This window comes from Pseudomonas sp. PHC1 (genome assembly GCF_046487845.1).
Taxonomy (GTDB): domain Bacteria; phylum Pseudomonadota; class Gammaproteobacteria; order Pseudomonadales; family Pseudomonadaceae; genus Aquipseudomonas; species Aquipseudomonas sputi.
Genome location: NZ_JBJXHJ010000005.1, coordinates 92,668 through 105,594, shown reverse-complemented (window position 1 = coordinate 105,594; position 12,927 = coordinate 92,668). Strand labels below are relative to the sequence as shown.

Sequence of the window (12,927 nt, the reverse complement as noted above, 5' to 3'; positions counted from 1 at the left end):
GACCCGACATTCCGATCGGGCCAATAAAACAATAAGAAGGGTGCACTTTATGCCTGGCGAATCTCCTGCTGGCGCTCCGGCGACCGGCGCCTCCGTCGACTTCGAAAAAGTCGGTTCGGACTACTTCCAACAACGCGAACTGAAAAAAGGTGCCGCCGGCTGGGTTCTGCTGGTGGGGCTCGGTGTCGCTTATGTCATTTCCGGCGACTACGCCGGCTGGAACTTTGGCCTGGCACAAGGTGGCTGGGGCGGGATGTTCCTCGCGACGCTGCTGATGGCCACCATGTACCTGTGCATGTGTTTTTCTCTGGCCGAACTGTCCTCAATGATTCCCACCGCCGGCGGCGGCTACGGTTTCGCCCGCAGCGCATTCGGGCCGTGGGGCGGGTTTCTCACCGGCACTGCCATTCTCATCGAGTACGCCATCGCCCCTGCCGCCATCGCGGTGTTCATCGGTGCCTACTGCCAGTCGCTGTTCGGCATCGGTGGCTGGATGATCTATCTGGCGTTCTACATCATCTTCATTGCCATCCATATTTTCGGGGTCGGCGAGGCGCTCAAACTGATGTTTGTCATCACGGCTGTCGCCGCGATAGCGCTGGGGGTGTTTCTGGTGGCGATGGTGCCGCACTTCGACATTGCCAACCTGCTCGATATACCCGTGACGAGTGCTGCGGGCGCCAGTCCGTTCCTGCCATTCGGTTATGTCGGCGTCTGGGCGGCGATACCCTATGCGATCTGGTTCTTCCTCGCCGTTGAAGGCGTGCCGCTGGCCGCCGAGGAAACCAAGAACCCCAAGCGTGACCTGCCGCGCGGCCTGATCGGGGCCATGCTGGTGCTGCTCATGTTTGCCCTGTTGATTCTGATCGTCGGCCCCGGCGGTGCGGGCGCCAACTCGCTGCTGACCTCCGGCAACCCATTGGTCGAAGCACTGAGCAACGCCTACGGCGGCTCGACCTGGATGGGTAGTTTCGTCAACCTCGTGGGGCTGGCCGGGCTGATCGCCAGTTTCTTTTCGATCATTTATGCCTACTCGCGGCAGATTTTCGCGTTGTCCCGCGCCGGTTACCTTCCTCGCAAGCTGTCCGAAACCAACAAAAGCAAGGCTCCGGTGCTGGCGCTGGTGATTCCCGGCATTATCGGGTTCGGCCTGTCGCTGACAGGCCAGGGCGACCTGCTGATTCTGGTAGCGGTGTTCGGCGCAACCATTTCCTATGTGCTGATGATGGCTGCGCACATCACGCTGCGCATTCGCCGCCCCAAAATGGATCGACCGTATCGCACCCCGGGTGGCATCTTCACCTCCGGCATCGCTCTGGTGCTGGCGTGCATCGCCGTGGTGGCGGGCTTTCTGGTGGATCCACGGGTGGTGATCGGCGCAGCCATCATCTATGGAGTGTTAATTGCTTACTTTGCACTCTACAGTCGACATCACTTGGTAGCAGGCACGCCGGAAGAAGAATTTGCGGCGATCCAGAAGGCTGAGGAAGCCTTGCACTGACTGCCGAAAATTACGGCGCAGGCCTGGCCTGCGCCGTCACGGAGAATTGTGTATGGCCAGTTTCGCTCATACGGTAGGCGCCCAGACCTACCGCTTCGACAGCCTCAAGGACGTGATGGCCAAGGCCAGCCCGGCACGCTCCGGGGACTTCCTGGCCGGCGTCGCCGCGCTCAACGATGGCGAGCGTGTCGCCGCGCAAATGGCGCTGGCCGACATCCCGCTCACGCACTTTTTGCAGGAAGCGCTGATTCCTTACGAAACCGATGAAGTCACCCGACTGATCATCGACACCCATGACAGGCAGGCCTTTGCGGTCATCAGCCATCTCACGGTAGGCGGTTTTCGTGACTGGCTGCTGAGCGAAGCGGCCGACGAGTCCAGCCTGCGCGCCCTCGCCCCGGGCCTGACGCCGGAAATGGTCGCTGCCGTGTCGAAGATCATGCGCGTACAGGATCTGGTGCTGGTGGCGCAGAAGATCCGCGTGGTCACCCGATTTCGCGGCACCCTCGGCCTGCGCGGACGGTTATCCACAAGGCTGCAACCCAATCACCCGACCGACGAACCGTCCGGCATCGCCGCGAGCATTCTCGACGGTCTGCTGTACGGCAATGGCGACGCGATGATCGGCATCAACCCGGCCACCGACAGCATCGCCTCGATCTGCGCGATGCTGGAAATGCTCGACGCAATCATCCAGCGCTACGACATTCCGACCCAGGCCTGCGTGCTGACCCATGTCACCACGTCCATAGAAGCGATCAACCGTGGCGTGCCGCTGGATCTGGTGTTCCAGTCGATTGCCGGCACCGAAGCGGCCAACGCCAGTTTCGGCATCAACCTGAACGTGCTGCAGGAAGGTTACGAAGCGGGCCTGAGCCTCAATCGCGGCACACTCGGGCAGAACCTGATGTATTTCGAGACCGGCCAGGGCAGCGCTCTTTCAGCGAACGCCCATCACGGCGTCGATCAGCAAACCTGCGAGACAAGAGCCTACGCCGTGGCGCGCCATTTCAAGCCGTTTCTGGTGAACACCGTCGTAGGCTTCATCGGCCCGGAATACCTCTACAACGGCAAACAGATCATCCGCGCCGGCCTCGAAGATCATTTCTGCGGCAAGTTGCTCGGCGTGCCGATGGGCTGCGACATCTGCTACACCAACCACGCCGAAGCCGACCAGGATGACATGGACACCCTGCTGACCCTGCTGGGCGTAGCGGGGATCAACTTCATCATGGGCATTCCCGGCTCCGACGACATCATGCTCAACTACCAGACCACGTCGTTCCACGACGCGCTCTACGCGCGCCAGACCCTGGGCCTGAAACCGGCGCCGGAGTTCGAGCAGTGGCTGGCAAACATGGGCATCTTCACCCAGGCGGACGGCAAGGTCCGCTTCGGCAACAACCTGCCGCCGGCCTTTCGCCAGGCCTTGGCGCAACTGGGATGAGTCAGATGGAAAAACCGCCCGTCGATCCGCAAAACCCGTGGCTGGAGCTACGTCGTCTGACCCCTGCGCGCATTGCTCTCGGCCGCACCGGCACCAGCCTGCCGACCCGCGCACAACTGGATTTCCAGTACGCCCACGCGCAAGCACGGGATGCAGTGCATCTGCCGTTCGATCACGCCGGGCTCAGCGCCCAACTGACCGAGCGCCAGCGCGACAGCCTGCTGCTGCACAGCGCGGCGGTGGATCGCAACAGCTACCTGCAACGCCCGGACCTGGGGCGCAAGTTGAGCGATCAATCGGCGCAAGCCCTGCGCGAATACGCCCAGGCGCATCCGGGCGGCGTGGATCTGGTGATCGTGGTGGCGGACGGTCTGTCCGCGCTGGCGGTACATCGGCACACTCTGCCGTTTCTGACCCGTCTGGAAGAACAGATGGCCGCCGACGAATGGTCGATTGCGCCGGTGGTACTGGTGGAGCAGGGCCGAGTGGCGATTGGCGATGAAATCGGCCAGTTGCTGGGCGCGAAAATGGTCGTGATGCTCATTGGAGAGCGTCCGGGCCTCAGTTCGCCCGATAGCCTGGGTTTATATTTCACCTACAATCCCAAGGTCGGCCTCACGGATGCTTACCGCAATTGCATCTCCAATGTGCGGCTGGAAGGACTCAGCTACGGTATGGCGGCGCATCGCTTGCTGTATCTGATGCGCGAAGCCTGTCGGCGACAACTGTCGGGGGTCAATCTGAAAGACGAAGCGCAGGTTCAGACGCTGGAATCGGAAGCCGGTGCGGACATGAAGAGTAATTTCCTACTCGATCCGCCCCCCGCCTGAACCGTTTCTGCATTGCCTTTCTGCGCCGGTTTCAGGCAGGATCGATGCACGGCCGCCCGGGTTTCCCATCGCCGTCAGAGCACGTGAAGACAGCCACTTGAAGGACGAGACCTACCATGCGGATTATTCAAGCGACCCTCGAACACCTGGATTTGCTGACCCCGTTGTTCGTTAAGTACCGCGAGTTTTATGGCTCCCTGCCCTATCCGGATTCGTCCCGGGCCTTTCTCGAAAAACGCCTGCGCCGCAAGGAATCGGTGATTTATCTGGCGCTGGCCGATGACGACGACAAGAAGCTCATGGGCTTTTGTCAGCTCTACCCGAGCTTTTCTTCCCTGTCGCTCAAGCGCGTGTGGATCCTCAACGACATCTATGTCGCCGAAGACGCCCGCCGCCAGCTGGTGGCTGACAATCTCATCCGCACCGCCAAGAAAATGGCCAAGGAAACCCAGGCCGTGCGCATGCGCGTCTCCACCAGCGCGGACAACGAAGTGGCGCAGAAAACCTACGAGTCCATCGGTTTCAAGGAAGACACCGAGTTCAAAAACTATGTGCTGCCGATCAGCGACGAGCTCTGATCGCGGGGCGTCTTGCGGGGGAGGGGGCAGCCTCCCTCCCCAAATGCACGCCAACCCGACATTTATTCACACCGACATCCCCCGCTACAAAACCAACGCGCTTTTCACCCTTCAGCCCGTATAATCCCGATCTTTCCGGCTTGTAAGAAAAACTACACCCGCTTGTAGGCTTACACGAAGTCATCCGCACAGGTCTGCCGAGTCAGGCCATCACCACAGGTGCCTCCATGGATTTCAACCCGCTCGATCTTGTCCTGCATCTCGACGTTTACCTCGACCTGCTGGTGAATAATTACGGGCCATGGATCTACGCCATCCTGTTTCTGGTGATTTTCTGCGAGACCGGTCTGGTGGTGATGCCCTTCCTGCCGGGTGACTCCCTGCTGTTCATCGCCGGCGCAGTCGCTGCGGGCGGCGGCATGGATCCGGTGTTGCTGGCGGGCCTGCTGATGCTGGCGGCGATCCTCGGCGACAGCACCAACTACGTGATCGGACGAACGGCGGGCGAAAAGCTGTTCAGCAACCCGAACTCGAAAATTTTCCGCCGCGACTACCTGCAACAGACCCACGATTTCTACGACAAGCACGGCGGCAAAACCGTGACTCTGGCGCGCTTCCTGCCGATCATCCGCACCTTTGCACCGTTCGTTGCCGGTGTCGCGAAGATGCCTTATCCGCGTTTCTTCGGTTTCAGCGTGTTCGGCACCGTCCTGTGGGTCGGCGGTCTGGTGACGCTCGGTTACTTCTTCGGCAACGTGCCGTTCATCAAGAAGAACCTGTCGCTGCTGGTGGTGGGCATCATCCTGCTGTCGCTGGTACCGATGATCATCGGCGTGGTTCGCAGCCGCTTCGGCAGCACCAAAGCTCAATCGCACTAAGCCGATGTGGTCGCTGAGCGCCTGGCGACGCCGGCGCATTCTGGCCAGGCACCCGATTGCCGACGAACTGTGGCAACGGGTGCGTCATCACCTGAGTTTTCTCGACGGCATCACGGCCGCTGAAGACCAGTGGCTGCGTGAAGCCAGCGTGCTGTTCCTTGAAGACAAACACCTGACCGCCCTGCCCGGCGTCGAACTGCACCAGGAACAGCGCCTGCTGCTTGCCGCCCAGGCGCAGTTGCCGCTTTTGCATCTCGGCGATCTGAACTGGTATCAGGGTTTCCACGAAATCGTCCTCTACCCCGACGACTTCCTCAGCCCCCAGCGCCATCGCGATGCCAGTGGCGTGGAGCATGAGTGGGACGGCGAACACAGCGGCGAGGCCTGGCAGCAAGGGCCGATCATCCTCGCCTGGCCGGGCGTGATGGCCAGTGGTGGCTGGGAAGGCTATAACCTGGTGATCCACGAACTGGCGCACAAGCTCGACATGCTCAACGGCGACGCCAACGGCCTGCCACCGCTGCACGCCGATATGCGGGTCAGCGACTGGGCCGAGGTGATGCAGAGGGCGTACGACGACCTCAATCACCAGCTCGACCGCCATCCCGACGCCGAAACCGCCATCGACCCGTATGCCGCCGAGAACCCGGCCGAATTCTTCGCCGTCACCAGTGAGTACTTCTTTAGCGCTCCGGATCTGCTGCACGAGGCTTATCCACAGGTGTATGCGCAGCTGCAGCTTTTCTACCGCCAGGACCCGTTGGCGCGCCTGAAGCAACTTCAGGCCACCGACCCGGTCTATCAGGCTCACGAGTAAAGGTCTGCACGACTTCCGGTACATGGCGTCCACGGCAGAATATGCCTATAATCGCCGCCACTTTTTGGTCAATCCGGCCAAGTGTTTTTGGTCAACTAACGGGGGCAACGCCCAATGAGCTACAGCAAGATTCCGGCTGGCAAAGACCTGCCGAACGACATCTACGTCGCGATCGAGATCCCGGCCAACCACGCGCCGATCAAATACGAAATCGACAAAGACAGCGATTGCCTGTTCGTTGACCGTTTCATGGCCACCCCGATGTTCTACCCGGCCAACTACGGTTACATCCCGAACACCCTGGCTGACGACGGTGATCCTCTGGACGTACTCGTCGTAACGCCTTACCCGGTTGCGCCAGGTTCGGTGATCCGCGCACGTCCAGTCGGCATCCTGAACATGACTGACGACGGCGGCGGCGATGCCAAAGTCATCGCCGTTCCACACGACAAGCTGTCCCAGCTGTACGTGGACGTGAAGGAATACACCGACCTGCCAGCCCTGCTGATCCAGCAGATCGAGCACTTCTTCGCGAACTACAAGGATCTCGAAAAAGGCAAATGGGTGAAAATCGAAGGCTGGGACGGTGCAGACGCCGCCCGCGCCGCGATCACCAAGTCGGTTGCTGCCTACAAAGGCTAAGCCTCACGACCTGCGAAGCGCTTGAAGAAAACCCCGGTTGATCCGGGGTTTTTTGTGCCCGACCGTCAGGGGCTTAAACAACTTGTTTATGACGGACTACAGAAAAGTTTTAGTTCGTGTAATTTCCCACAAGGACGTCTTACATCCCGTCGCAAAATTTGCCCTGATTTTGAACGCAAGGTTTATTCAAACCGCTCTAGGCCGGTCGTAGACTCGTGTTTATGAGAAAGAACACTAGCGGTCCAAGATTCAAGGCACTCCTGGAAGCTGCGAACATCACCACCACGGGATTCGCAAAGTTCTGGGGCACGGAAGCCCAAAACGTTCATAACTGGTACACCCGGGGCGTACCCGCGTACCGTCTGGAAGAAGTTGCGCGCCTGCTGTCCGTCAACAGCCAATGGCTGAAGACCGGCGAAGGTCCGAAAGAGGCCCCGCACCTGCAGACGGACTCGGGCGACATCCTCGATGCCCATGCCATTCGCGGCGTCTACACGGTGCTCGAAACCACCGACATCGAACTGCCGCTCTACAAGGAAACACCGACCGCCCCCGGCTCCGGCAAGACCCACGTCATCAAGGACCCGGAACAAACCATCCGCCTGCCCCGCAGCCACCTCGAAGCCCTGGAAATCCGCCCCACCGATGCCATCTGCACCCAAATGATCGGCAACAGCATGGCCGAGAAAATCGAGGACGGCTCCACACTCGCCATCGACCGCGGCCTCACCCAGGTGGTGGACGGCGAAATTTACGCCATCGAACACGACGGCATGTTGCGCATCAAATACCTGCATCGCATGCCGGGTAACGCCCTGCGCCTGCGCAGCCACAATAGTGCCGAATACCCGGACGAGATCTTTCGCGCAGCGCAGATCGAGGAGCAGCGGATTCATGTGCTGGGGTGGGTGTTCTGGTGGTCCACGCTGGGCAAGCGGCGGCCGGTGGTGCCGTTTCTCTGAAGTGGGAGCCATCCTGCTGGCGATGAGGCCCTGAAAGTCGGTACAAATCTTCGATTTCCTTCAGTTTGATAGCTCTAAACCGCACTTCAAGCTGGGAATCAGAAGCAAAACTCAGTATCCTGCGCCCCACATTCGCGCATCGACCCGCCAAGCGGCCCAGATGACGCCTGACGCGGCAGACCACTGTCTGACCAAGTCCCACAGCCGGACGCAAGATCCGGATGTACGTTTTGAAGGCTGGCGCGGTTTACCAAAAATAAACCAAGCCAGTCCCCGAGAAGCCGGCCACAAGCCGGCTTTTTAATGCCTGCTGAAAAACCGGCCGGGGGCGGGTTTTATCGGTAGAGCGCAGTGCAACCATGTTTGCACAGCAGAGCCTCGCCTACTGGAAGCCACGGCAACTCTGAATGCTCAAGTCACCCCACAAGGACGTTCAAAACTGATGCCCAAAACCATCAGCTCACACATGAAGTCAGCTGGCATGACAGCTGCCCTGTGCCTCTGTCTTTCAGGATGCATTGGAGCAATCGTATCGCTCCCGGAAAAGACCACCGCCAAGACAGACGCTTACCGAGCGCAGAGCTATCGGTCAGTCACTCCACAAATCAGCAGAACGGTAACGTCGACACCCACGCGAGAATGGTGCGGGATTACCGTTTGGGCACTGGTCATCCCTGTGCCATTGAAGCTGCCGGTGTGCACTTCGTATCAAGAGCAATCATTCGGCAGCGACGAGACCGGCAACGAAGTCGTTCTGCTCAACACACAACAAAAAGTGCCATCTCCCTTCTACGCGTGCGGCCCACTCATGACGTTGGGGCCAATCGTTCAGGGCTACCAAGGCAACGCACTTTGCGGCGTTTTTCCGGATTGATGGTGGAACTGACATAGCGACTTACGCTTTCACTTGCCAACGCTTTCGTCGCGAAGCCCTCCATATTCACCATTGATTTACAATCACCATCCGATCGCCATGAACACTTTCAGCACAGGGATGCGCCCATGTCCGTTCCAACCTACGATCAGTTCATTGAACCGATCCTGCGTTTTCTCGCCACCAAATCCGAGGGCGCAGTCGCTCGGGACGCCCATGAAGCAGCAGCAAAAATGCTGCAACTGACTGAGGCTCAGCGCGAAGAACTGATCGCCAGTGGTCAGGCTACCTACAAGAACCGATCAGGCTGGGCGCACGACCGACTCAAGCGTGCCGGTCTTTCCAGCAGCGCCAAGCGCGGATATTGGAAGTTGACGGATGCGGGTGTGCAGTACGCCAAAGATCACGCATCACCACTGTCGGCCAAAGAGGTGGAGCATTTAGCAATTGGCTACATGAACGTGAGGCTGAAAGTCGCACCAGACGCCGAGCCGCTGGATGACCAACCAAGTGCTGAGCCCGATCTGACCTCCGCCACCGAAAGCCCCGACGATCGATTGGAGCGAGCGCTGAAGGAACTGCGCGATGCCACAGCGGCAGACCTTTTGGATAACCTCCTCCAGGTCAGCCCCAACCGCTTTGAAGTGATCGTACTGGATGTGCTTCATCGCTTGGGTTACGGCGCCAGCCGCAATGACTTGCAACGTGTCGGAGGTTCTGGTGATGCCGGCATCGACGGCATTATCTCGCTCGATAAATTGGGGTTGGAGAAAGTTTACGTTCAGGCCAAGCGCTGGCAGAACACCGTTGGCCGACCTGAATTGCAGGCATTCTATGGCGCGCTCGCAGGGCAAAAAGCAAAACGCGGTGTGTTTATCACCACTTCTGGCTTTACGGCGCACGCTGTCGACTTCGCCAAATCGGTGGACGGTATTGTGTTGGTAGACGGGACGCGACTGGTGCACCTGATGATGGATCATGAGGTTGGTGTGACATCTCGCTTGTTACGCCTGCCGACGCTGGATCGCGATTACTTTGATGAGGAGTGAATTCATGAGTCTTGCGATTTGGCCCTGTTAATCAATTCCCATATTAGGCTTGTGGCCAAAAATGATGGCACACTAGAATCACCGTAATTGTTCGACCAACCCCCACGGATCGAGGGTTACATCAGCACGGGGCGAGGCCGGGACTGAATCCAGATTAGTTTGATGTGCAGGTCAAGGAGACCACTATGTCGGACGTTAAAAGCATCAAGGATCAGAAGCTTCTCTACCATCTCACTTCGGTTGAAAACCTGGATGGAATTTTCACGGATGGCCTGAAACCTCGCGCCAGCCTCTCGGGTTTCAAAGACGTCGCAGATGCTGAAATCCTGAAAAAGCGTCAGGCTTTGCAGCTCGATAAATACGTTCCCTTCCACTAGTTTGCGAAGAATCCATTTGACGGAAGCGTCCAGCGCAACAGGCCAGAGGCACAATTTGTGTTGATCTCGGTCTACAGATCAACAGCCAGGCAATACGGCTGGAAAATCATTCCACGCCACCCGTTAGCAGGCGACTCAATACAGCTCCTTGATTACGAACAGGGTTTCGAAGCCATCGAGTGGGATGTCATGAGCAGTCGCGATTACCTGGACCCTCATTGCAAAAGCATCTGCATGGCCGAGTGTCTCGCACCGGGGGTTGTTAAACCTGAGGCCTTCTTCAAAATCTTCACCCCCAGCGAAGAAGTCGATGCACTTTGCGTAGCTAAATTGCAGGCAGCGGATGTTAATGTGCAGACCAGCGTGAATCAGAGAATGTTTTATCAATGAACTACACCAGCCTGAATCCAGAGAAAGCTCTGATTTGGCGTATCGTCCATCGCGATAACCTGCCCTGGATTCTGGACAACGGCCTGCATTGCGCAAACTCGGAAATACAGGCACCTCAGTACGTGAACATAGGAAACGTCGACTTGATCGACAAGCGCCGTTCCCGTCAGGTGCCTATCGCACCCGAAGGCGTCCTGGCCGACTACGTGCCCTTCTATTTCACGCCCTTCTCGGTGATGATGCAGAACATCCACTCCGGGTGGAGCGTGCAGCAACGCAGCAATGATGAGATCGTCATTCTGGTCTCAAGCCTTTATCGCGTTGAAGAGCTCGGCCTACCGTTTGTCTTCACAAACGCACATGCCTATCCGAGTTGGACAGACTACTACAGCGATCTGGCGAATCTCGACCAGATCGATTGGACTATCCTTCAACGGCGCGACTTCAAGCGCGATCCTGATGACCCTCGTAAAATGGAGCGTTATCAAGCGGAAGCGCTAATCCACCATCACTTACCGATCACGGGACTACTGGGCATCATGTGCCACACCGATGCAATGAAAGAACGCATAGAACAAGACGTCGCCGCTCGAGGCCTGACGTTGTCTGTCCATGCGCGTCCCAAATGGTATTTCCAATGATCAGATTTACCCAGGGCAACCTGCTGGAAGCCAAGACCGAAGCCCTCGTCAACACGGTGAACACCGTGGGCGTGATGGGCAAAGGCATCGCGCTGATGTTCAAAGAACGCTTTGCGCAGAACTATCGTTTGTACGCAGCGGCGTGCAAGGCCAAGGAAGTTGAAACCGGTAAGATGCACGTGACCGCCACCAACGAACTTGAAGGACCTCGCTGGATCGTGAATTTCCCGACCAAACGTCACTGGCGTTCACCTTCGCAAATGGCCTGGATAACAGAAGGTCTGCACGACCTGCGTCGTTTTCTAATTGAGAATGACGTGAAATCCGTCGCGATCCCGCCACTGGGTGCTGGTAACGGTGGATTGAAGTGGCCTGAAGTCCGCGAACACATCGTTGAGGTTTTGGGGGATCTGGATGTCGACGTACTGGTGTTCGAGCCTACCAATCAATATCTGAATGTCGCCAAGCGCAGCGGTGTAGAGAAACTCACCCCGGCTCGTGCCCTTATCGCCGAACTGGTTCGACGCTATTGGGTGTTGGGCATGGAATGCAGCCTGCTGGAAATCCAGAAACTAGCCTGGTTTCTTGAGCGCGCTATCGAGAAGCTGCCGGAAATTGAAAACCCGCTCAACCTCAAGTTCGTCGCACATAAATACGGCCCGTACGCTAACCGTCTGGAGCATCTGCTCGATAACCTTGATGGAAGCTATCTGCATTGTGACAAGCGAATCAGTGACGCTGGCATTAGCGATGTGATCTGGTTTGATCAAGAACGCAAAGCCTTTTTGCAGGCTTATCTCAAGACTGAGGCCAAGGAATACTCTCAAGCATTGGAACGCACAGCTCAGCTCATTGACGGTTTTGAATCGCCATTCGGCATGGAGTTGCTGGCGACAGTTGACTGGCTGTTGAGCCAGGAAGGCGTTTCGGCAACCGTTCCCGCAGTGCGCGAAGCATTGAAGCACTGGGACGGTGGCGCCGGTGCGGCGGCGCGCAAGAGCAAACTGTTCGATGATCAGTCTCTTGATATTGCGCTCAAGCGTCTGACCACCAGCAGCTTCCGACCTGAATTAGCGGCCTGAGTGATTGAATAGAATTGGGCAGCAACCTTCTGCCCAATTACCGTCAGGGATAACTAAACGACTTCACCAACGTCAACTCCCCCACCGCCCGCATCGGCACCAGAAACGTCTCCATCTTCTCGCTCGGCGTCCCCTCCTCGGTAATCACCGTCACCTGCGCCGTAGTCAACGGCTGCACCGCCTCTTCCCCACCCTCATCATCCCCGCGATACCCACCGCCAAAATAATTCACATACACCAAATACTGCCCCTTGATCGGCGCCGGCATGGCGAAGATTTCCGGGCCGTAGCCGGTGGTCACGTCGACATCCAGAGCAGCGCCATTGGGGGCAACGCGATCGCCGTACCAGATGTGCGCGCCGTCGGGTGTGATCAGGTGCAAGTCGAGGTCAGTGCCGTCGCTGTCCCACGCCAGCAATACCCGGAGTTTTGCCGGAGTCGCGCCGCCACTGGTATTGAGGAATTGCGTGCGATGCCGTTGCTGGCCGTCGGGGCTGCGGACTTCGACGCTGTTGCTGCCGTTGGGGAAGGAGAACGGGCGGTCGAAGCGGCCGCTGTCGTCGATTTTCAGCGGCATGCTGACGCCGTTGACGATCAGGCGGCCGGGCTCTTTGCTTTTCGGTGTCGCTTTGATTTCACCACTGATGCGGGCGGTGTTGGCCTGGCCGAGCGGAGTGTTCACCGAGGAGGCCGGGTAGTTGACGGTCTGGCGGAAGCTCTCGCCCTCGCCTTCGGGCGCGCCACTGCGCCAGCCGCCGACCGGGGTGTCGAGTTTGACGCCGTCAGCGGCGATCACCGGCGAAACCGCGGCAAATGCGCAGAGCAACAGCAAGACCTGTGGATAACGGAGTGTCATGGT

General features: G+C 58.4%; 13 protein-coding genes and 1 pseudogene. 13 read left to right on the top strand and 1 reads right to left on the bottom strand.

The genetic code is table 11. The annotated features are described in order from the left end of the window. Window positions 1–49 precede the first annotated feature (49 nt). The 13 genes and pseudogenes from eat (at window position 50) to ACKJSM_RS09285 (ending at window position 12,068) form a co-directional block, all read left to right on the top strand. On the top strand, window positions 50–1,501 hold the full coding sequence (gene eat / locus ACKJSM_RS09345) for an ethanolamine permease (RefSeq protein WP_236180222.1): 1,452 nt from the start codon (window positions 50–52) through the stop codon (window positions 1,499–1,501). Between the two features lie 52 nt (window positions 1,502–1,553). After that, on the top strand, window positions 1,554–2,948 hold the full coding sequence (locus tag ACKJSM_RS09340; RefSeq protein ID WP_236180220.1) for an ethanolamine ammonia-lyase subunit EutB: 1,395 nt from the start codon (window positions 1,554–1,556) through the stop codon (window positions 2,946–2,948). Next, window positions 2,945–3,778, top strand: a complete 834-nt coding sequence (eutC, locus tag ACKJSM_RS09335) for an ethanolamine ammonia-lyase subunit EutC (RefSeq protein ID WP_410237274.1) — start codon at window positions 2,945–2,947, stop codon at window positions 3,776–3,778. The genes ACKJSM_RS09340 and eutC overlap by 4 nt, the downstream gene beginning before the upstream one ends. 116 nt (window positions 3,779–3,894) lie before the next feature. Continuing rightward, window positions 3,895–4,356, top strand: a complete 462-nt coding sequence (locus tag ACKJSM_RS09330; RefSeq protein ID WP_007958617.1) for a GNAT family N-acetyltransferase — start codon at window positions 3,895–3,897, stop codon at window positions 4,354–4,356. A 227-nt stretch (window positions 4,357–4,583) separates the two neighbouring features. Further along, window positions 4,584–5,234, top strand: a complete 651-nt coding sequence (locus ACKJSM_RS09325) for a DedA family protein (protein ID WP_236180216.1) — start codon at window positions 4,584–4,586, stop codon at window positions 5,232–5,234. Window positions 5,235–5,238: 4 nt separating this feature from the next. After that, window positions 5,239–6,051 carry a zinc-dependent peptidase gene (locus ACKJSM_RS09320; protein WP_236180214.1) on the top strand — a complete coding sequence of 271 codons (813 nt, stop codon included), beginning with the start codon at window positions 5,239–5,241 and terminating at the stop codon, window positions 6,049–6,051. A gap of 114 nt (window positions 6,052–6,165) precedes the next feature. Continuing rightward, window positions 6,166–6,693: an inorganic diphosphatase gene (ppa, locus tag ACKJSM_RS09315; RefSeq protein ID WP_007933577.1), complete on the top strand. Its 528-nt coding sequence runs from the start codon at window positions 6,166–6,168 to the stop codon at window positions 6,691–6,693. 221 nt (window positions 6,694–6,914) lie between these two features. Then, entirely contained in the window at window positions 6,915–7,655 is a 741-nt protein-coding gene (locus ACKJSM_RS09310; protein ID WP_236180212.1) for a helix-turn-helix transcriptional regulator, read from the top strand. Between the two features lie 442 nt (window positions 7,656–8,097). Further along, a complete protein-coding gene (locus ACKJSM_RS09305; RefSeq protein ID WP_410237273.1) occupies window positions 8,098–8,529 on the top strand; it encodes a hypothetical protein in 432 nt (143 codons plus the stop codon). A 128-nt stretch (window positions 8,530–8,657) separates the two neighbouring features. Next, entirely contained in the window at window positions 8,658–9,578 is a 921-nt protein-coding gene (locus tag ACKJSM_RS09300) for a restriction endonuclease (RefSeq protein WP_410237272.1), read from the top strand. 185 nt (window positions 9,579–9,763) lie between these two features. After that, window positions 9,764–10,345: pseudogene (locus tag ACKJSM_RS09295) on the top strand (DarT ssDNA thymidine ADP-ribosyltransferase family protein). Then, window positions 10,342–10,986 (top strand): DUF4433 domain-containing protein, encoded by a 645-nt coding sequence (locus ACKJSM_RS09290; RefSeq protein ID WP_410237271.1) that lies wholly within the window; start codon window positions 10,342–10,344, stop codon window positions 10,984–10,986. The pseudogene ACKJSM_RS09295 and the gene ACKJSM_RS09290 overlap by 4 nt, the downstream one beginning before the upstream one ends. Next, the gene (locus ACKJSM_RS09285) at window positions 10,983–12,068 is read left to right on the top strand and encodes a macro domain-containing protein (protein WP_410237270.1); all 1,086 of its coding nucleotides are present in this window, start codon (window positions 10,983–10,985) and stop codon (window positions 12,066–12,068) included. The genes ACKJSM_RS09290 and ACKJSM_RS09285 overlap by 4 nt, the downstream gene beginning before the upstream one ends. Window positions 12,069–12,111: 43 nt before the next feature. On the opposite strand, the gene ACKJSM_RS09280 is transcribed toward ACKJSM_RS09285, so the two are convergent. Beyond that, on the bottom strand, window positions 12,112–12,924 hold the full coding sequence (locus ACKJSM_RS09280; RefSeq protein WP_410237269.1) for a YfaP family protein: 813 nt from the start codon (window positions 12,922–12,924) through the stop codon (window positions 12,112–12,114). Window positions 12,925–12,927 lie beyond the last annotated feature (3 nt).